Origin of the sequence: Bacteroides pyogenes (assembly GCF_014196225.1) — a bacterium.
Taxonomy (GTDB): domain Bacteria; phylum Bacteroidota; class Bacteroidia; order Bacteroidales; family Bacteroidaceae; genus Bacteroides; species Bacteroides pyogenes_A.
On sequence record NZ_JACIDI010000007.1, the window covers coordinates 138,280 to 158,832 of the forward strand.

Below are 20,553 nucleotides of genomic sequence, written 5' to 3' on the forward strand. Positions count from 1 at the left end.
CGCAAAAATATTATGTTGTATGTATTTCGCAATGAAAGAGCAAAGATTTTTCAGATTTATTTTGTACAGCTTCGTGTTTTTTATAGAAAACTCACAAAAGCCGCTTGCTCAGGTAGCGAACCGGATACCAGACCGAGAGAAAACCTACCGCCAGCACAGTGATAAAGATCAGGGCTACATCCCACGCATGTACACTTACCGGATATGTATCTACAACGAAAGCACCCGTGCCTTCGCCCAATGAAATGAGACCGAATTTCTGTTGGATGAAGCAGAGAAGCAATCCCAATACGATGCCGGCAACAGCCCCGAAAGCAGTGATGAGCCTCCCTTCGAACAAGAAGATGCGCGCAATCAGTTTGTCGTCCGCTCCCAAGCTGCGCAGTGTCACCACATCGTCTTTCTTATCCAGAATCAGCATCGAGAGCGAACCGATGACGTTGAAGCAGGCGACGGCGAGGATGAAAGTAAGAAACAGGTAAGAAATCAGTTTTTCTATTTCCATGATACGGAACACATCGGCCTGTTGCTGATAACGGTTTTGCACCAGAAACTCCTCTCCCAGCATCTGTTCTATCTTTGCCTGTACGGTAGAGGTGTTTGCTTCCGGCTTCAACTTCAGCTCGATGGCGGAAACCTCTGTGGTGTAATCCAGCATGCGACGGAGAAACCCGAGCGAAGTCAATATGTACTTGCTGTCATACGGTTGCTGGTTGACCACAAAAATTGTTCCCGGCGAGTGGAGATAATCGCGATTGAACGAGGCGCCGGGATTTGCCATGTTCACCTTCGCGTTGCGTTTGGGCAGATATACTTGCAGAGGATCGACAAACTCCAGTCCCGTGCCCAGTGTGGATACCAGCTCTACACCCATGATTCCGTAATCCGCCACCGAGTCGTGAAGCATAAATTGTCCGGCTCCATACAGAATGCTGTCAATCGCCGTAAGCTGTTCGAAGTTGTCCTCCACTCCTTTCAGTACCACCATCGCCTGACGATCTTTGTACTGCACCATCGCGTTCTCTTCGAGCGTTTCTGTAAACACCTCCACTTCCGGAAGCGCGCAGACCGCCCTGATACGCTCTTCACTGCCATCGAATACTTTTCCTCGACGAGCGGTAATTTTCAGTTGCGGGTCGAAAGCCGTAAAGAATCCTGCCACCATATCCTGAAATCCGTTGAAGACGGACAACGTGCATACCAGTGCCAGCGTAGCCAAAGCTACGCCGCATACCGATACGCCCGAAATGATATTGATAGCATTGTGTTTCTTTTTCGAAAAGAGATACCGTCGGGCTATGTAGAAGGGGAGGTTCACTTCAGCAACGAATCGATCTTTTCAATATAATCCAACGAGTCGTCCACAAAGAATTTCAGTTCGGGGATGATGCGGAGTTGGTGGCGAACACGTGTGCCGAGTTCATAGCGTACCGACTTCACGTTGTCGTTCATGTTCTTCACCATCTCTTCCGCCTTTTCCGAAGGGAACACGCTGAGATACGCACGTGCGACACTCATGTCGGGGCTGATGCGCACGGCGCTCACCGATACCAATGTTCCGTGCATGGCTTTCGTCTGCAACAAAAACATTTCGCTCAACTCTTTTTGCAGCAAGCGGGCAATCTTATTTTGTCTGGTTGTTTCCATAAGTTTGTTTATAAATCGTTGTTTGGGTGTTTATATTTTATTTTCACTATCATTCACGGGCGTTTAGAGGAGAACTACCCGGCATCGCGGGTTTCTTCCGGATAATCGTCAGTCCGTCGCGCAGCGGGAGTATCACCTTTTCTACCCGTTGGTCTGCTGCTACAAAATCATTGAACGCCTTGATACCAATGGTCTGCATGTCGGTCGGGTGCGGCAGATCCAGCACATGCCCATCCCAGAGCGTGTTGTCTGCTATGATGTATCCTCCTTCCGAGAGATGAGCCAGCGTCATTTCGTAATACTTGATGTACTTTCGTTTGTCGCCGTCGATAAAGGCCAGATCGAAAGTCAGGTTCATACGAGGCACAAGCTCCAATGCATCTCCGATATGAAAACGGATTTTATCAGCAAACGGCGAACCTTCGAGCCACGGGCGTGTAAAGTCTTCCTGTTCGTCGTTTATCTCGAACGTATGCAGTATTCCACCCTCAGGCAATCCTTCGGCAAGGCAGAGGGCAGAGTATCCGCTATACGTTCCGATTTCCAATATCCGGCGGGGGCGAATCATCTCCACGAACATTTTCAGCATCCTTCCCTGCAGATGTCCGGACGCCATGCGCGGACGGAGCAGTTTCACATGCGTGTCGCGGTAAAGCGCCTTCAGGTACTCGCTCTCCGCATCGATGTGGTTTAAAATATATTCGTCGATAGATTCGGTTTCCTTCATATCGTTTTAAATGTCTTGATGACGATAAATAAAAAAACTGTTTGCCAGGTTAGAGGTAACGGTTCTTATTGGGCAACACGGTTCCTTCGGCATGTTTCAGAGCGTCTTCCACCACGTTTATTTCGAGGAACGAAGTCTGAGTGCCTGCCTTGCCGCTGCTCAGGTAGCCCACCATATCCGTCGGTTTCAGGCGTCCGTCTTTAAGGAGGCGGCGTAGCGCAGCGAAGTAATATTCCTGTCCGTTCGCCAGTTCAGGCATATAGATAGCCTCTACGCCATACGAGAGAGCCAGATGGCGCATCGTCTTCTCCTTGTAGCAGATGGCGAGCACCGGAAACTTTCCGCGGAAAGCTGCCAAGTTGCGTGCAGTGCGTCCGCTGAAACTGTCGGTGATGATAGCCCGTATTTTAAGTTTTGACGTAGCTTTCACAGCCTGCTTGGCAAGGAAAGCCGTCACGTCGTCACCGTGCTCGGGCAGAGGGATTCGGATATCGTTTTCCTGCATTTTGTCCTTTTCGGCTTGTGCCGCCACTTTGGTCATGGTCTTCACTGCCTCGAGCGGATATTTTCCGTAAGCCGTTTCGCCGCTCAGCATCAACGCGTCTGTGCGGTAGTAGATGGCATTGGCGATATCGGTTACCTCGGCGCGTGTGGGACGCGGGTTGTTAATCATCGTGTGAAGCATTTGCGTGGCAACGATCACCGGCTTTTTGGCAAGGATACATTTGCGGATGAGCAAACGCTGGATGCCCGGAATGCGTTCCTGCGGAACTTCGATGCCCAAGTCGCCACGGGCTACCATTACTCCATCGGCCACTTCGAGAATTTCGTCTATGTTGTCTACACCTTCTTGATTCTCGATCTTGGCGATGATGCGGATATCGCTGTTGTGTGCGTCGAGAATCTCCCGGATGTCAAGTACGTCCCGGCGATTGCGCACGAACGAGTGGGCGATGAAGTCGATGTCTTTCTCAATGGCGTACAAGATGTTGTTGCGGTCTTTCTCCGTAAGCGAAGGCAGATTGATGCGTACACCCGGCACGTTCACACTTTTGCGGCTGCCCAGTGTAGCTTCGTTCTTCACTTCACAAAGAAGGTGGTCGATACTTTTATCGATTACCTCTAATTCGAGGTCTCCGTCATCAATCAGAATCATTCCCCCCACATTCAGGTCGTTTACAAAATTCGGGTAAGAAACGGAAATACACTCGCGGGTGGTTTCCAGTTCCGGCCTTCCCACAATCTTCACCTTTTCACCTATGTTGTAGGCGATAGGTTCGGCGCATGCGGTTGTTCTCACTTCCGGACCTTTGGTATCCATCAGGATAGCAATCCGGTTGGACACTTGACGTACGTTTGCAATCAGGGTTTCGAATCCTTCGCGGCTTGCGTGTGCGGTATTCATCCGCACAACGTTCATTCCGGCTTCGAACAACCCCTTTATAAAATCTACATCGCAACGTCTGTCTGAGATAGACGCCACTATTTTTGTTTGTTTCAATAACATAATCTTTATACCTATTATTATATATTACATTTATCTTTTCTTCTTCGAGTAAAAGCCTTTACCGTATAACGAAGTTTGTCTTTTTACGCTTGCAGACAACCTATGTAAAAGCTTACTTCCGGCTTTTGAGATCGTTTGTAGACAGTAGCCTCCCAACAGATTGACAATGCGCTTCCAACGGGTAACCAAAGATTTTTCATCATATTTGGTACTAATGACTCGGCTGCAAAGGCTTCAAAAATATTTCAATAAAAGCTATTCCGATTGCTTCTGAAGCTCGCCGATTGATGTTTTCTCACCTTTGTCATACAGGCAAAAAGTTATTCCTTTCACCTCCAGAGATTTTATCTTTCTGTTATGCAGCTTGATAAACCTTTCCGCCTACTCCTGAAAATTACTTGCTTCTATTTCCTTTTTGGGCTATAAAACCGGGAAATTCATTCCGGCTATCTCCTGAATTTTTATACACCGATTCTAAAAGCTCCGTCTTTGTGCCGAAGAATCTCCGTTGCTACCCTTTGAATGCCTCCATCGCGAGGCGGTAAGAGTCCAGCCCGAATCCGCAAATCACTCCTTTGCAAGCGCAGGCAATCATCGAAATGTGTCGGAAAGGCTCACGGCTGTGCACATTGGATATATGCACTTCGATTACCGGTGACGTCACAGACCGGATGGCATCCTGCAAGGCGATGGAGGTGTGTGTATAAGCCCCTGCGTTCAGGATAATTCCGTCTGCTTCGAATCCGACCCGCTGAATGCAGTCTATCATCTCACCCTCGATGTTCGATTGAAAATAGTCGATTTCCACGTCAGCATACCTCTTACGAAGCTCTTTCAGGTAGTCTTCAAATGTAACGCTTCCGTAGACGGAAGGTTCACGCTTTCCCAACAGATTTATGTTTGGGCCGTTAATAATTTGTATCCTCATCGCGCAATCCTGTTTTTTTGATACCTTTGTATCGAAGAACAATATTTCAAGGTGCAAAGATAGTGCAAATGAAGCGGAGCAACAAATCTTGCCCATATGCAGCAAGGTACAGTCTGTCTTTGCGAGGCAAAGGTAAAAAAAAGAAATGGAAATCAATAAAAAAAAGAGAAATAAGGAACGACAAGCCTTGATAATCAGAAAGTATAGGGAGTATCTGAAATTAGAAAAAGGTTTGTCTCCCAACACACTGGAAGCTTATCTGACGGACTTGGACAAGCTCATGAGCTTTCTTACTTTGGAGGGTATTGATTTTCTAGAAGTATGCCTGGCAGATCTCCAGCGATTTGCCGCCGGATTGCACGATATCGGCATTCATGCCCGCTCTCAGGCACGTATCATATCGGGAGTCAAGTCTTTTTTCCGGTTTCTTCTTATGGCAGATTATCTGGAAGCTGATCCGAGCGAATTGCTGGAATCTCCCAGAATCGGATTTAAGTTGCCCGAAGTGCTATCGGTGGAGGAGATAGACGCCATTATCTCCGCCGTCGACCGTTCGAAACCGGAAGGACAGCGCAACAGGGCTATTCTGGAAACACTTTATAGTTGTGGGCTGCGTGTGTCGGAGCTTGTCAACCTCAAACTATCCGCCCTCTATCTCGACGAAGGGTTTATCAAGGTGGAGGGAAAAGGAAGCAAACAGCGGCTGGTTCCCATTTCGCCACGCGCCATACACGAACTCAGGCTCTATTTCTCCGACCGCAACGGCATTGAAGTAAAACCGGGATACGAAGATTTCGTCTTTGTGAGCCACCGGCGCGGAAAATCGCTTTCCAGAATCATGATTTTCCATCTGATCAAAGAGCTTGCCGTGCAGGCAAACATCACCAAGAACATCAGCCCTCATACATTCCGCCATTCTTTCGCCACACATCTGCTCGAAGGAGGAGCCAATCTGCGTGCCATCCAGTGTATGCTCGGCCATGAATCCATTGCGACAACGGAGATTTATACGCACATCGACCGTGAAATGCTTCGCAGCGAAATCATCGAACACCATCCGCGCAACATCAAGTACCGGAGAGAGCAAGTGAAATAAACAGGGCCGTTTTGTTCGCGACAAACACTTTCGTCGCTTTGCCTCAAACGTTCCCTTTTGCCTCAGGGAAAATATGCACCTGCGTAAAAATCGCATAGAGAAAGATAGAGCTCTTTTTAGGAAAATGCGAAAATCTTTTTGGGAATGAGGTTTTTAATCGCATGGAGGTCCGTCAGGAATATTATCACTTGTCATGCCACATCAGGAATGAAGCTTATCTTTTACCTGCATGAGATTGCCCTGCGAAAGGGTTAGCTTTCATTGCTCCGGCACGTATGCCTCCGGAATTCTTGTTAAGGTCCATATAACTATTCAGAATTGTGTCATATGGAAGTGCTTTTCGCAATTATTTTCTTGTCGCCTAACAACCGGTACAGGTATCGATACCGGCAAGTATCCTCATAGGGGCGGTTATTTCATGGATGAGAAAGTAAAGGCTTTTTTAGTAAACTCAGTACTTAAAATTTGGTAAAATCACAGAACCCACCTTACTTTTGCATCAAGAATTAATATCTTTGCCTTACTTTCTCCACAAAGCCGGGAGAAGCACACGAATAGACGAAAAACAATTATAAACCAATTAATTTATACCTAAAAATGACGAAGAAGTTGTACTTGCCCTTACTCATGGCAATGTTTGTTGCTCTGGTATCTTCCTGCAGCAAGAAAATGGGTGAATTGTCTGCCGATTATTTCACTGTTACTCCGCAAGTGCTGGAGGCGGTAGGCGGCAAAGTTCCTGCAACCATCAATGGTAAATTCCCTGAAAAGTATTTCAATAAGAAAGCGGTCGTAGAAGTAACTCCCGTATTGAAATGGAAAGGCGGCGAAGCCAAAGGTCAGCCTGTTATGTTCCAAGGCGAGAGGGTGGAAGGAAACAGCCGTACCATCTCTTATAAGATGGGCGGCAACTACACTTTGAAGACCTCGTTCGACTATGTGCCTGAAATGGCTAAGTCTGAGCTTTACCTTCAATTCAAAGCCAGAATCGGCGGTAAGGAGTTCGCTATTCCTGCCGTGAAAGTGGCCGACGGCGTAATCTCTACTTCCGAACTGGTAAACAATACATTGGGCAGCGCTAATCCCGCTTTGGGCGAAGATGCTTTCCAACGTATCATCAAAGAGAAACACGATGAAAACATCATGTTCCTTATCCAGCAAGCCAACATCCGTTCCAGCGAACTGAAAAAAGCCAAGGATTTCAATAAAGAAGTGTCTAATGTGCACGGGGCTGCCAATAAGAAAATCAGCAATATCGAAGTTTCGGCATACGCTTCTCCCGACGGTGGCGTGAGCCTGAACACGGCTTTGGCGGAAAACCGTGAAAGCAACACTGCTAAAATGCTGAGCAAAGACCTGAAGAAAGCTAAAATCGATGTTCCGGTAGACGCCAAATATACGGCGCAGGACTGGGAAGGATTCCGGGAGCTTGTTTCAAAATCCAATATTCAGGACAAAGAGTTGATTTTGCGTGTGCTGTCTATGTATAAAGATCCGGATCAGAGAGAACAGGAAATTAAGAACATCTCTTCCGTGTATAAAAATCTGGCTGAAGAAATTCTTCCCCAATTGCGCCGCTCTCGCTTGACGTTGAACTACGAAATCATCGGCAAGTCTGACGAAGAAATTGCCAAGCTGGCAGCTTCCAATCCCAAGTCGCTGACTGTTGAGGAGCTACTCTACGCAGCTACGCTGACCGACGAGAAAGCTAAAAAGGAAGCAATTTATACTCAGGCTACCAAGCAGTTCCCGGACGACTACCGTGCTTATAACAACCTTGGTAAACTTGCTTATCAAGAAGGCAAAATCGACAAGGCAGAATCTTTCCTGAAAAAAGCCGAAAGCCTCAATGCCGCTCCTGAGGTGAACATGAACTTAGGTTTGGTTTCGCTGGTGAAAGGTGACAAAAACGCTGCCGAAACTTACTTTGGCAAGGCTCCGGGCGCCAAAGAGCTGGGCGAATCGATGGGTAACCTGTACGTCGCTCAAGGTCAGTACGAGAGAGCCGTAAACTCATTCGGCGATGCTAAAACAAACAGCGCGGCATTGGCCCAAATCTTGGCAAAAGACTACAACAAAGCCAAAAACACACTGGCAAACGTAGAAAGCCCCGATGCTTACACAGACTATCTGATGGCTGTGTTAGGAGCAAGAACCAACAATATTTCCATGCTTACCGGCAGTCTGAAGAGCGCTATTGCCAAAGATCCTTCATTGGCTAAAAAAGCAGCTACCGACTTGGAGTTTGCCAGATACTTCACAAACTCCGCATTCATGAGCCTGGTTCGATGACATATTTGCTCTTCTGATTACGGAAAGAAAAAGAAGAGAATGAAATTTTATGAGGCTGTCCTCTTGAACTACACTCCAAAAGTTTAGTTGCCAAATTTTGGAGTGTAGTTCAAGAGGACAGCTTTTTTTATTTCACTCAAAAGTTTTAACGGGGAGTCTTGTCTATGAATACAGTAAACTTAAAAAAAAGACTATATTTGCAACGTTAAACTTTTAAGAATCAAAATGCAGAGAAGTACTGTAGATCAATTTCTGATTGAAAAAATAAACAAAGGAGATGAAAAAGCCTTTGAGGTCTTATACAACAGTTACTTTGTTTATCTTTGTACGTGTGCCAATTCTTATATTTTCAACTCTATCGAAGCGCAGGATATTGTGAACGAAACTTTTGTCAAGATATGGTCTAAGCGCGGCGAGTTGTCTTTCCCGATCCATGGTTATCTTACACGGGCAGTTCAGAACGGATGCTTAAACTATCTCCGTTCGCTTCATAGCCGGGAGAGAGTTTTCGACGAATATCGTGAAGCATTATTTGAATTTCAAGAAGAATACTGTGTTTCGGAATGCTCGCCTTTACAGGAAATCGAATTGGCGGATTTGGAGCGTCAAGTCCGTGATCTCATATCTTCTCTTCCGGACAAATGCAGATTTATTTTTGAGCAATATCTCTATGCTAATTTAACTCCTCAGGAAATAGCGGAGAAGAATAACATTTCGGTCAATACGGTCAGGGTGCATGTAAAAAATGCCATGGACAAGATAAAAGATAAAATGGGTGCACGAATAGGAATCTTATTATTATTTCTTTTCTAAGTGTCGAGACTGCATTGCTGATTAAGGAAATTATGCGGAATATTCAAAAACGATAAAATAAATCGGTTTCTGCCTAAATGTTTTGCCTGTTACTCGTGTATTATATAATAGGTAACTCTAAATCTATTATACGCCATGAGCGCTCCGGTAGATGAATTCGAACAAATAATGCTGGATTATCTGAAAGGCGATATCGATCCTCAAGATATGCAGAAACTGGTAACATTGTTGAAAGAAGATGAATCTTGCAGGGAAAAATATCGTGAATTGTCACGTGCCTACGCATTGGCGTCTTCGACTTGGTTTGCACAAAGAAAAAAACAGAACTTTGAGCAATTGCGTGATATACTGAACTTCCGTTCTTCCCGCAAACAAACTTTTTCACGCAGGCTAAGAGTATGGAGTGCGGTCGCTGTATGGGTGCTGCTTATCGGATGCGGCATTTTCTTATACGTATTCCGTTCCACAGACCCCGCTCCTACTCCGGTGTCTTATTGCCGAATAGAAGTACCCGAGGGTTCTACGTCCAAGCTATTGTTGCCCGATAGTACGGTGGTTTTTCTGAATGGAGGCACTGTTTTAAAGTACGATGCCGCTTTGCCATATAAACCCGACCGGAAGGTTTATCTATCGGGCGAAGCTTGTTTTAAAGTGGCTGAAAATAGAGAAAAACCTTTTATTGTCCATGCAGGCGAATTAAATGTAAAAGTACTTGGTACTACGTTTAACGTTACTTCTTATCCTGATGATCCCGAAATTAAAGTAAGTTTGGTAGAAGGTCATGTGAGTGTTTTTACCGATTCCGAAGCAAGCAAAAACATATTTCTTTTGCCTAACGAACAGGCTGTTTATAATAAGAAAGAGAAGCGATTGTCTATGAAAAAAACAGATGCAGCTTTGCAAACAGCTTGGACTACCGGTCGTCTGGTATTTATCAATGAAAAACTATCCGATATATTACAGGCTGTTGGGAAAAAACATAATATGCAGATACAAGTCCGGTCGCAGAAAGTGTATGACGAATATTTCTCTGGAAGCATAGACGCTCATTTGACCTTGGACGAAATCCTTTCTTTATTAGATGTAGATAATAAGTTCGTTTGCAAAAAAAGAGGAAAAACAATTACCATCACAGACAGATAATAAATGAGATAAAAAACAACTGAAAGCAATAAAACTTATAATATTGTTAACTAAAAATTCTAAGTATGAGAAAAAACTTCTGTAAAATTTGCAGAGGGCATTGCAGTCCTCTGTTCTGGATTATTTCATTGTTGCTATGGGGAAATATGGCTATGGCTGCATTGCCTGTACAACACTCTAAGTTTTCCATGCAAAAACGTTCTGTGTCTTTAAGCGTTGTTTTTCGGGAGATAGAGAAACAGACGGGTTATTCTTTTTTAGTTCGTAATAACGATGTCGATATTAATCAGAAGATTTCTATCGATGTAGAGAATAAGAGCGTGGAAGAAGTGCTTGAAATTTTGTTTGCGGGAAAGAATATCCGTTACGAAGTGGATAAGAAGCAAATTTCCGTTTATACTCCCCGGCAGGTGAAGCAAGGCACAATAACGGGGCAGGTACTCGATGTCTCAAAAGAGCCGATTATCGGAGCATCTGTCATAGTGGTGGGGTCGACCAATGGAACTATTACAGACTTTGACGGAAAGTTCGCTCTGGAGGTTACTTCATTTCCGGTGAAGTTACAGGTTAGCTATATCGGTTACAAAACTCAGGAGATAATGGTGAGCGATACAAAAGTCATTCAGGTAATCATGAGCGAAGATACCGAAACGCTGGAAGAGGTCGTGGTAGTGGGATACGGCTCGCAAAAGAAAGCCAATCTGACCGGTGCGGTCGCTTCTGTGAAAATGGATGAAGTGATGGCCAACCGCCCGTTGTCTAAAGCAGCCGACGCTTTGCAAGGGACAGTGTCGGGGTTGCTTATTTCCAGTAACGGCAATGCTCCCGAAAAAAGCAAATCTTTCCAGATCCGGGGTGCTTATTCGGTAGGTATTAAGAATGCCGACGGTTCTTATGGCGGAACCATCAAACCTCTGGTTCTGATTGATAACGTAGAAGGTGATTTGGATTTGATTAATCCGGAAGATATTGAGACCATTACCGTATTGAAAGATGCAGCTTCCGCCGCAATTTATGGCGCACGTGCCGCCGGCGGTGTTATTTTGGTTACTACCAAACGTCCCAAGGGGGCAACCACATTCCAATTAAATTATAACAATAACTTTGCTTTTGCCTCTGCTGTCAATTTGCCCGAACAAGCTCCTCTGACCGATTACTTGAAAGCGTATTCCCATGCAGCGGGTGATCAATTCTGGACCATCGGGGCTCCAAGCGTAAGTAAATGGTTAGGTTATTTGGAGCAATACCGCAGCAATCCTTCTTCAATAAAGGTCGAAGGCGATGGCTTGTATAAAGATGCGGATGGCGCTGTGTACTATCTGAATGAGAAAGATCTGGTGAAAAACATGCTTGAAACCAGCTTTCAGCAGACCCACAATATCTCTATGACGGGCGGTACGGATAAATTGCGCTATCGCTTGTCTGCAGGGTATATCAATCATGATGGCGTGCTTATCACAGATAAAGATAAGTATCGGCGTATGAATGTGAGCGGGTTTATTTCTACGGATATAACCGGATGGCTTACTCAGGAGGGTACATTTAGCTATGCGCATAGTAAGAATTTGGAGCCGAGGTCGCCTTTAGGGGCTGTTTATTCAACTCGTCTGGCTTCTTTCTATCCCGAAGGAAGTATGCCGAAAGGCATGTCGGATAAGGTTTCGGATGATTTGCCTTTTTTCACTCCCTCTAATCAAATCCGCTGGTCTAATCCGGCCAAGACCTTATATGATAATCCTCGTATCTTTTTGAAGTCTATTTTCAAGCCGTTTAAAGGATTCGAAGCTATATTCGAGTATACTTATGACAAGAATATATATGATTATCACTGGTATACAGGGAGTGTGGCTTATACCACCGTGCAGGGAGGGAGAGACGTTACGCCCACCAACGACTATCTGCAAAAGACAAAACGATATACCGATTATAACTCCATCAATCTTTATGGTTCGTATGATTTTCAGCTAAGCGACCATAAGTTCAAAATAATGGCAGGCTTTAACCAGGAATCGAGCTATAGCGAACTAATGGAGGCTCTTTCATACGGACAGGCAGTTATTGAAGTTCCTTCATTGGGTTCGGGAACTTCTACTTTGAGGGCTGTCGATCAATACAATGAATATTCTGTACGGGGTGGTTTCTTCCGGGTAAACTACAATTACATGGATAGATATTTGATGGAGGTAAACGGGCGTTACGACGGCTCTTCCAAATTCCCCAAAGATTCTCGCTTCGGGTTCTTCCCTTCCGTTTCGTTAGGGTGGAATGTAGCTCAGGAGAAATTTATGGAAAATATTCAAAGTTGGTTAGGAGCATTGAAAATACGTGCTTCTTACGGTATGATAGGAAATCAGAATGTACCGGCTTATTCGTTCATTCCGACCATGAGCGTAAACAATAAGTATAACGGATGGCTGGTTGATGGGAACCGTGTGACAGCGATTACCTCCATTCCTTCACTGGTAAGCAACAATTTTACTTGGGAAAAAGTAGGTACAGTAGACGTGGGGCTTGACTTCTCCATGTTCAACAATCGCTTTACCGGAACATTCGATTGGTATCAGCGCAATACGGATGGAATGCTCGCCCCGGGTATGCAGCTACCGGACGTAGTAGGCGCCGATGCTCCTTATCAGAATACGGCAGATATGCGTACACGCGGCTGGGAGCTGAGTTTGAACTACCGTGACCGGATTGGTAAAGTCGGTTACCGCATCGGTCTGAATATCTCGGACAATAAGTCGAAAATTACGAAATATGACAGTAATTCGTCTTATATCTTAAGTAGCCAGCGTAGAAATGCGCAAACAGGTGGAACCTATACTTTTTGGGACTTTTATGAAGGCAAGGACCTGGGTGAAATATGGGGATATGAGTTCGACGGCTTTTACAATATAGACGATTTCGTTGATACTTCATCGTGGAAGTTGAAAGACGGTGTTCCCAGTATCGACGGTTATAACCCTCGTCCGGGCGATGTTAAATTTAAAAACTTGATGGACGACGACAGGGGAACGAACCTGATTTCAAGTGGTGACAATACATTAAATAATCCGGGCGACCGTAAGGTTATCGGTAACACAACCCCGCGTTACCTTTACGGTATTAATTTAGGAGTCAACTATAAAGGTCTGGATTTGAATATATTCATGCAGGGAACGGGTAGGAGAGATGCATGGATTGCTAACAACTTGGTTTTTCCGATGTATTCGGACTATAAATTTATTCCTTTATATAAAGGCTTGGGGAATTATTGGCAACCGGTGGATGCCGCTAACGGCAATTACGCTCCTATGAATCCGAATGCGGAGTTTCCGCGTATCTATGGCAACTATGGGAACCAGGGTTCTAACTACCGCCCTTCTGACAAATATTTGTCAGAAGCTTCGTATTTCCGAATCAAGAATATGACTTTGGCATATACTTTCCCCAAAGTATGGACCTCGAAACTCTCCTTGTCTCAGTTGAAAGCATTCGTCAGTGTAGAAAACTTGGCTACATTCTCTTCTCTGCCTAAAGGCATAGATCCAGAGACTCTGAGATGGGATTATCCTGCTTTCCGTACCGTGTCATTCGGTTTTAATATCACATTGTAAACCTTAAATGAATAAGAATAATATGAAGAAACTATTTATAAGTATGGCGGTTTTTGCAGGAATGGTATGTGCCGGTTGCAACGACAGCTTCCTGGAAAAAACGCCCGTAACGGATTTGACGGAAAATAATGCGTTCAACTCGTACGATAACTTCAAGGCTTTCATGTGGCCTTGCTATGAAATGTTTACCAATAATACTATTCGTACTTCTTTCCAAAGTTATGCACAGAACGGCAGTTATAGAGGAGATATGGATGCGGGCTATCTGGAAAGAAAGCAGGAAAGCGGATACAATCAGTTTGCTTATCAAACGGTAGCCAGTGTTGCCAGTGGAAACGGTTGGGATTTTAAGTCATTTATCCGCCGCATCAATATCATGCTTTCTCATATCGACGATTCCAACATGAGCGATGCCCAAAAAGATCATTGGCGTGCTGTGGGATATTTCTTCCACTCCTATTGGTATATGGAGCTGATTGACCGCTTTGGGGCCGTACCTTGGATAGATCAGGTACTGAAAGAAGACTCACCTGAGGCTTATGGACCACGCATGAATAGAAAAGAAGTTGCCGACAAGGTTTTGGAACGCTTGAAATGGGCGGAAGAACATATCGGTGATTTCACCGCTGCGGATGGTGCCAATACCATCAATCGTAATTGTGTGCGAGCTGCCCTTTCCCGTTTTGCATTACGCGAAGGTACATGGAGAAAATACCATGAGCTGGGCGACCATGAAAAATATCTTCAGGAATGTGTGCGTGTTTCGGAACTGTTGATGGAGGCTTATCCTGCCTTGTATGAAGGAACAGACGGACAGCTGGCTGCCGGATATGGAGAAATGTGGATAAGCAGCGATTTAAGTGTCGTTCCCGGTGTCATTTTGTATAAGTCTTACGTGGAAAATACGAATGAGCATAGCATGGGGCATATTGAGCACACTTCTTCCCATCACGTGGAGATGAACCACAACACGGTTAATTTGTACCTAATGAAAAATGGGAAACCTATCAAGAATGTTTCATCGGGCTATCATGGGATGAAAGATATGTATGCCGAGTTCCGTGATCGCGATCCGCGTTTGTATCATACGGTGATGCCTCCGTATAAAGTAAAGCCGGGTAAGGGTGACTATCCTACGTGGTCGTATACAAGTAATCCTGCCGACAGGGAGTATATCGACATTATGGGGCCCAATGAGAGCTGCACCAATCCGGGCGTCGGTATGAAACGTTTGCCGGGACAAAACTGGGGAGCGTCTTTGGTTCCTGAGATTCCTCGCATCGGTACGGGCTCATTCGTCAGTTGCCGCTCGGGATACTATGTGTGGAAACATTGGAGCAACTGGGAAAGAAACTTCAATAATGGTGCAGTCAATACATCCGACAAACCTATTTTCAAGATAGAAGAGATACTGTTGAATGTTGCCGAAGCCAAGTTCGAGCTGGGTTCTTTCAATCAGGCTGTTGCTGATAAGACGATTAACAAATTGCGTGCGCGTGCGGGCGTGGCAAAGATGGTTGTGGCCGATATCAACGACAACTTCGACCCCGACCGAGCTAAATATTATCCGAAGAACAATGACCGGGGTGTTACGCTTGATCCTGTATTATGGGAAATTCGCCGTGAGCGTATCGTAGAGTTGATGGGCGAAGGATTCGGATTTTACGACGTGCGTCGCTGGCGGATGGCTCCATGGTTTCTGAATAGGGCGGCAACAGGCATTTGGATGAGCAAAGCCGAAGCAGCGAAGAAGAATATGACTTTGTACAATCCTTCTACCGGCTATTCGGATGGGACAAGCGGTTCCATGGCAGAAGGACATTTGTTCCTCTTTAACGATCCTTTGAAAGAAGGTAAGGGATGGTTGGAGAAATATTACTTATATCAGGTTCCCACTTCCGAGATACTGTTAAATCCGAAATTAGAACAAAATCCCGGTTGGTAAACAACCTTTGTAGTTGCATATAAAGACAAGGAAAGTAATGTTGCTTTTGCTTCAGGCGTCAAACTGCTTTCCTTGTCTTTTTTCTTCGCTTGTTGATTAGTAAGACTTTAAAAAAATCAAGGATATGAAATTTGAGAAATGGATGATAGGCTGTTCGCTTCTTTCTTATACCGGTTTACAAGCGCAACAAGCCGTATCGCATCCCAACATTATTTATATATTGATGGATGATTTGGGCTATGGCGATCTGCAATGCTACGGGCAACAGAAAATAGAAACGCCTCATATCGACCGGCTCAGGGAAGATGGAATGAAGTTCACGCAACATTATTCGGGATCGCCGGTGTCCGCTCCTTCGCGCTGTGTTCTTCTTACGGGATTGCATTCCGGGCATTCGCAGATACGGGGCAATGACGAGATGGCTTTCAGAGGTGCTGTCGGAGATTACGATTCGATGTACGTGCATAGAAATTTAGAAGGGCAGTTTCCCTTAAAAGCCGAAACCATGACGTTGGGAAGGATGTTGCAACAAGCTGGTTATGTGACCGGATGTTTTGGTAAATGGGGGTTAGGATATCCCGGCTCTGAGGGAACACCCGGAAAGCAGGGATTCGATCACTTCTTCGGATACAACTGTCAGCGTCAGGCACATACTTACTATCCTGCTTTTTTGTATGAGAATGAAAAGCGAATCTATCTGAGAAACCGTGTGATGAATCCGCACACGGAGAAGTTAGATGCTCATGCCGACCCGTATGATGCCGCCGGCTATGCCAAATATGTGCAACAGGAATACGCCAACGACCTTATTTTCGATCGTTTGATGCGCTTTGTCGATCAACACCGCTCTTCCCCCTTTTTCCTGATGTGGACTACTCCGCTTCCGCACGTCTCTCTGCAAGCTCCCGAACGGTGGGTGCAGCACTATGTGCAAAAGTTCGGTGACGAACCTCCTTACCTCGGAGAGAAGGGATATATGCCCTGTCGCTACCCCCGTGCCACTTATGCCGCCATGATCAGCTATTTCGACGAGCAGGTGGGCAAACTGGTAGAGAAACTCAAAGCTGAGGGATTGTATGAGAAAACGCTCATTGTTTTTACTTCTGACAATGGGCCGACCTTTAACGGAGGAACAGATTCGCCTTGGTTTAACAGCGGCGGACTGTTTCGCTCGGAATATGGTTGGGGAAAGGGCTCTCTACACGAAGGCGGCATTCGTGTGCCGGCGATATTTACGTGGGCAGGCAAAATTGCTGCCAATAGCGAATCAGATCATTTGTCGGGCTTTCAAGATGTGATGCCTACGCTGGCAGATATTGCCGGTATTCCCTCTCCCCGCACAGACGGTATCAGCTTCCTGCCGACTCTGTTGGGCAGAAGCGATAAGCAGGCGCAGCATCCATTCCTCTACTGGGAATTTCCCGAATGGGGTGGAGAGAAAGCCGTCCGCAGCGGAAAATGGAAAGCTTTGTGGAAAAACATTAAGAAGGGGAACAAACGGATAATGCTGTTCGATTTGGAGAACGACCTCAAAGAAGAGCACGATGTAGCCGATAAGTATCCCGACGTGGTGAGAGAGATGGAACGCTTGATGAGGCAGTCGAGCACGCTGCCTGAGAATAAACGGTTTAGAATGTAGGTGTTGTGATATTCCTATGTGCCGATTCATGATAAGAATATCATATCCTATTTTTAATTCGTTATGAATTCTTGTCCTCGTGAATAAATCAGTCTAAGTCTTTTATAGGCTATTTGTTTACTTTTTGTTCTTCTTATTCTTTTTTATTTGCAAAAAGCTGTACTTTCGCAACAGACAAATGTCGGTTCAACGGAAAGTTTGCTCTGCATGACTTACGCAGCGGAGCGTTGAAGTCTGCCGGAAGGCATTCTTCACAATATCTCAAGAATGGTTGGCGGTGCTTCCGGTTGTTGAACGGTTACTTTAATTCATAGGAAAGCAGCAATGAAAAAGAATGATATTTTAACCCTTATGCTTACTCTTTTGTGCCTGACGGGGTGTAATAAGAAAACGGACAAAGTGGTCATTACGGGAGAAATCGGCGGAATGGCAACGGATACGCTTTATCTGTACGGAGCGGACGAAGGATACGACCGGATAGATACCCTTTTCGTCGACGAAAAGGGCAAGTTCTCGCACGCTGTTCGTGTAGATACGCTTACTTCGGTTTATCTGCTTATAGGCAACAAGGTGGAATATCCGCTATATCTCGATAAAGGGGATAAAATCAGCATTAAAGGATATACTGCACGGCTCGATCTGCTCGAAGTGAGCGGCAATGCGGACAATGAAGCGTTGACCGCTTTCATGAAAGAGACGGCTGACGATACGGAGGCGGTAAAAAGAAAGAAGGCGGAGGAGTTTATCAAAAATCATCGCCATATGTTGGCAGGTATCTATCTGCTGGATCGCTTTCTGGTCGATGCCGATTCCGTAGATATAGAAAAGGTGAAAGGCCTGATGGAAACGATGCCCGGAAAATTGCAGGACACCCGTTACGTCGAATGGCTGAAAGAGAAGATAGCTCAAGCTGAGAAGGTGCAGGTCGACCGCTACGTTCCTTATTTCGACTTGCCTAACACGAAAGGGAAAAGAATCAACCGGCTTTCGGAAGCTTTCCGTGAAAAATACTTGTTGGTCAATTTCTGGGCTTCGTGGGCGGACAGCCTGTCTAACGAACGTCGCAATAGGGAGCTGCGCCAACTTTACCGGAAATACAAGAAGAACAAATACATCGGTATGCTGGGCGTTTCGCTCGATGTAGCTCCGGAGACATGGAAAGCAGCCGTGAAGAAAGACAGCCTCGAATGGGAACAGGTATGTGATGAGGGAGGCTTGAACTCGGAAGCAACTACTCCTTATGTGGTCGACGGGCTGCCCGCGAACGTACTTATCTCGCCCGAAGGAAGAGTGGTGGCTAAAAACATCTGGGGGGATGCGCTGCAACAGAAGCTGGAAGAATCGGCTGCCGAATTAGGGAAGAGAAAGAAGAAATAAATCTCAATAAACCGACCTGAGAAAGCCTGTGTATGTTTGTTTGAAAACACGAGGCGAAAGAAAGCCGCTGAACCATGATTCGGCAGAAAACGGCTTTTGCGAAGGTCTTAACAAGTAAACCTGAAAGACACTGTGTTAACCAAAGTTTTCGGAGCGGCCGTGCAAGGAATAGACGCCACGCTCATTACCATCGAAGTGAACAGCTCGCGCGGCTGTATGTTCTATCTCGTCGGTCTCCCCGACTCGGCGGTGAAGGAAAGCCACCAACGCATTATCTCCGCATTGCAAGTGAACGGCTATAAGATGCCCACCGCCAATATCGTCATCAACATGGCTCCTGCCGATATACGCAAGGAAGGTTCGGCTTACGACCTTCCGATCGCCATCGGCTTGTTGGGCGCCAATGAAATCATCTCTTCGGAACGGTTTTCACGCTATCTGCTCATGGGCGAATTGAGTCTCGACGGGAGCATACAGCCGTTGAAAGGAGCTTTGCCTATCGCCATCAAAGCGCGCGAAGCGGGATTCGAGGGGCTCATCGTTCCGCGCCAGAACGCCCGCGAAGCAGCAGTAGTGAACAAGCTGAAGGTGTACGGCGTAGAGAATATCAAAGAGGTAATCGAATTTTTCAACGGCGAACGCGAGTTGCATCAGACTGTGGTCAATACCCGAGAGGAGTTCTATGCCCGGCAAAGCTCCTTCGAATTCGATTTTGCCGACGTGAAAGGACAAGAGCATGTGAAGAGGGCGCTGGAGGTGGCTGCCGCCGGCGGTCATAACCTGATTATGGTAGGCGCTCCCGGAAGCGGAAAGTCGATGATGGCGAAGCGCCTGCCGTCCATTCTTCCTCCGCTTTCTTTGGGCGAGAGCTTGGAGACCACCAAAATCCACTCTGTGGCAGGGAAGCTTGGCGGAGGTTCGTCGCTCATCTCCCAACGCCCGTTTCGCGATCCACATCACACCATCTCGCAAGTGGCTATGGTGGGCGGAGGCAGCTTCCCCCAACCCGGCGAAATCAGCTTGGCGCACAACGGAGTACTCTTTCTCGACGAGTTGCCCGAATTCAGCCGCACTGTGCTCGAAGTGCTGCGTCAGCCGCTCGAAGATCGCCGCATCACCATCTCACGCGTGAAAAGTACGATCGATTATCCTGCCGGCTTTATGCTTGTCGCCTCCATGAATCCCTGCCCCTGCGGCTATTACAACCATCCTGCAAAAGAGTGTGTATGCAGTCCCGGACAGGTGCAGAAGTATCTGAACAAGATTTCCGGCCCGTTACTCGACCGTATCGACATACAAATCGAGATAGTTCCCGTGCCTTTCGAAAAGATTTCCGACCGGCGGCAGGCAGAGCCGAGCGTAGCCATCCGCGAGCGGGTGATCAAAGCCCGGCAGATGCAGGAAAAACGTTATGCTTCGCACCCGGGCATCTACTGCAATGCGCAGATGAACAGCCGACTGCTTGCAGCGTATGCACGTCCCGATGAGAAAGGGCTGGCGCTGTTGAGAAACGCCATGAACAGGCTCAACCTTTCTGCCCGCGCTTACGACCGCATCCTGAAGGTATCCCGCACCATTGCCGACCTGGAAGGAGCGGAACAGGTACTCTCCTCCCATTTGGCAGAAGCCATCGGATATCGGAATCTCGACCGCGAAAATTGGGCAGGGTGACTCATGCAATTGTGTGTCATTCGGCAACTGTATTTTGTCGTTTCGGTATGTATATATACTCATGGGTGGTGACTATATAGTCGTCCCTTAAAAACTATATTTCAGCGTGAAGTTTGTAAAAGCGAACTTCACACTGATTTTTTTTATAAGCCACAAAAGAACTCTCATCGCT

General features: G+C 46.2%; 14 protein-coding genes. 9 read left to right on the plus strand and 5 right to left on the minus strand.

The features are described 5' to 3' along the window. Nucleotides 1-91 precede the first annotated feature (91 nt). The 5 genes from GGR07_RS06820 to aroQ all read right to left on the minus strand — a co-directional run bounded on the left by GGR07_RS06820 (nt 92) and on the right by aroQ (nt 4,809). Entirely contained in the window at nt 92-1,318 is a 1,227-nt protein-coding gene (locus tag GGR07_RS06820; protein ID WP_021644256.1) for an FtsX-like permease family protein, read from the minus strand. Further along, nucleotides 1,315-1,647 (minus strand): 30S ribosome-binding factor RbfA, encoded by a 333-nt coding sequence (rbfA, locus tag GGR07_RS06825; protein WP_021644255.1) that lies wholly within the window; start codon nt 1,645-1,647, stop codon nt 1,315-1,317. The genes GGR07_RS06820 and rbfA overlap by 4 nt, the downstream gene beginning before the upstream one ends. 49 nt (nt 1,648-1,696) lie before the next feature. Next, complete coding sequence (locus GGR07_RS06830; RefSeq protein ID WP_122056432.1) at nt 1,697-2,374, minus strand: O-methyltransferase; 678 nt, start codon at nt 2,372-2,374, stop codon at nt 1,697-1,699. Between the two features lie 49 nt (nt 2,375-2,423). Beyond that, complete coding sequence (pyk, locus tag GGR07_RS06835) at nt 2,424-3,881, minus strand: pyruvate kinase (RefSeq protein ID WP_034543229.1); 1,458 nt, start codon at nt 3,879-3,881, stop codon at nt 2,424-2,426. A 511-nt stretch (nt 3,882-4,392) separates the two neighbouring features. Beyond that, a complete protein-coding gene (gene aroQ / locus GGR07_RS06840; RefSeq protein ID WP_034543243.1) occupies nt 4,393-4,809 on the minus strand; it encodes a type II 3-dehydroquinate dehydratase in 417 nt (138 codons plus the stop codon). A 145-nt stretch (nt 4,810-4,954) separates the two neighbouring features. Here aroQ and xerD point away from each other — a divergent pair, with 145 nt between their 5' ends. From xerD to GGR07_RS06885, 9 genes are all read left to right on the plus strand, one after another. Then, on the plus strand, nt 4,955-5,905 hold the full coding sequence (gene xerD / locus GGR07_RS06845; protein ID WP_034543230.1) for a site-specific tyrosine recombinase XerD: 951 nt from the start codon (nt 4,955-4,957) through the stop codon (nt 5,903-5,905). 597 nt (nt 5,906-6,502) lie between these two features. Next, entirely contained in the window at nt 6,503-8,197 is a 1,695-nt protein-coding gene (locus GGR07_RS06850) for a tetratricopeptide repeat protein (protein WP_021644248.1), read from the plus strand. A gap of 225 nt (nt 8,198-8,422) precedes the next feature. After that, on the plus strand, nt 8,423-9,010 hold the full coding sequence (locus GGR07_RS06855; protein WP_034543231.1) for an RNA polymerase sigma-70 factor: 588 nt from the start codon (nt 8,423-8,425) through the stop codon (nt 9,008-9,010). Between the two features lie 135 nt (nt 9,011-9,145). After that, the gene (locus GGR07_RS06860; RefSeq protein WP_034543232.1) at nt 9,146-10,153 is read left to right on the plus strand and encodes a FecR domain-containing protein; all 1,008 of its coding nucleotides are present in this window, start codon (nt 9,146-9,148) and stop codon (nt 10,151-10,153) included. Nucleotides 10,154-10,218: 65 nt separating this feature from the next. Further along, nucleotides 10,219-13,749: a TonB-dependent receptor gene (locus GGR07_RS06865; protein WP_034543233.1), complete on the plus strand. Its 3,531-nt coding sequence runs from the start codon at nt 10,219-10,221 to the stop codon at nt 13,747-13,749. A gap of 22 nt (nt 13,750-13,771) precedes the next feature. Next, on the plus strand, nt 13,772-15,694 hold the full coding sequence (locus GGR07_RS06870; protein ID WP_122056675.1) for a RagB/SusD family nutrient uptake outer membrane protein: 1,923 nt from the start codon (nt 13,772-13,774) through the stop codon (nt 15,692-15,694). A gap of 142 nt (nt 15,695-15,836) precedes the next feature. Next, on the plus strand, nt 15,837-17,333 hold the full coding sequence (locus GGR07_RS06875; RefSeq protein ID WP_395955189.1) for an arylsulfatase: 1,497 nt from the start codon (nt 15,837-15,839) through the stop codon (nt 17,331-17,333). Between the two features lie 324 nt (nt 17,334-17,657). Then, complete coding sequence (locus tag GGR07_RS06880; RefSeq protein ID WP_122056431.1) at nt 17,658-18,710, plus strand: TlpA disulfide reductase family protein; 1,053 nt, start codon at nt 17,658-17,660, stop codon at nt 18,708-18,710. Nucleotides 18,711-18,842: 132 nt separating this feature from the next. Beyond that, the gene (locus tag GGR07_RS06885; RefSeq protein WP_122056430.1) at nt 18,843-20,381 is read left to right on the plus strand and encodes a YifB family Mg chelatase-like AAA ATPase; all 1,539 of its coding nucleotides are present in this window, start codon (nt 18,843-18,845) and stop codon (nt 20,379-20,381) included. Nucleotides 20,382-20,553: the final 172 nt, after the last annotated feature.

What these genes read in the sequence shown, in the direction of transcription:
- GGR07_RS06830 (WP_122056432.1), bottom strand. Translation starts at nt 2,374, where the DNA reads ATGAAGGAAACCGAATCTATCGACGAATATATTTTAAACCACATCGAT.
- GGR07_RS06875 (WP_395955189.1), top strand. Translation starts at nt 15,837, where the DNA reads ATGATAGGCTGTTCGCTTCTTTCTTATACCGGTTTACAAGCGCAACAA.
- GGR07_RS06855 (WP_034543231.1), top strand. Translation starts at nt 8,423, where the DNA reads ATGCAGAGAAGTACTGTAGATCAATTTCTGATTGAAAAAATAAACAAA.
- GGR07_RS06850 (WP_021644248.1), top strand. Translation starts at nt 6,503, where the DNA reads ATGACGAAGAAGTTGTACTTGCCCTTACTCATGGCAATGTTTGTTGCT.
- rbfA (WP_021644255.1), bottom strand. Translation starts at nt 1,647, where the DNA reads ATGGAAACAACCAGACAAAATAAGATTGCCCGCTTGCTGCAAAAAGAG.
- GGR07_RS06870 (WP_122056675.1), top strand. Translation starts at nt 13,772, where the DNA reads ATGAAGAAACTATTTATAAGTATGGCGGTTTTTGCAGGAATGGTATGT.
- GGR07_RS06860 (WP_034543232.1), top strand. Translation starts at nt 9,146, where the DNA reads ATGAGCGCTCCGGTAGATGAATTCGAACAAATAATGCTGGATTATCTG.
- aroQ (WP_034543243.1), bottom strand. Translation starts at nt 4,809, where the DNA reads ATGAGGATACAAATTATTAACGGCCCAAACATAAATCTGTTGGGAAAG.
- xerD (WP_034543230.1), top strand. Translation starts at nt 4,955, where the DNA reads ATGGAAATCAATAAAAAAAAGAGAAATAAGGAACGACAAGCCTTGATA.
- pyk (WP_034543229.1), bottom strand. Translation starts at nt 3,881, where the DNA reads ATGTTATTGAAACAAACAAAAATAGTGGCGTCTATCTCAGACAGACGT.
- GGR07_RS06880 (WP_122056431.1), top strand. Translation starts at nt 17,658, where the DNA reads ATGAAAAAGAATGATATTTTAACCCTTATGCTTACTCTTTTGTGCCTG.
- GGR07_RS06865 (WP_034543233.1), top strand. Translation starts at nt 10,219, where the DNA reads ATGAGAAAAAACTTCTGTAAAATTTGCAGAGGGCATTGCAGTCCTCTG.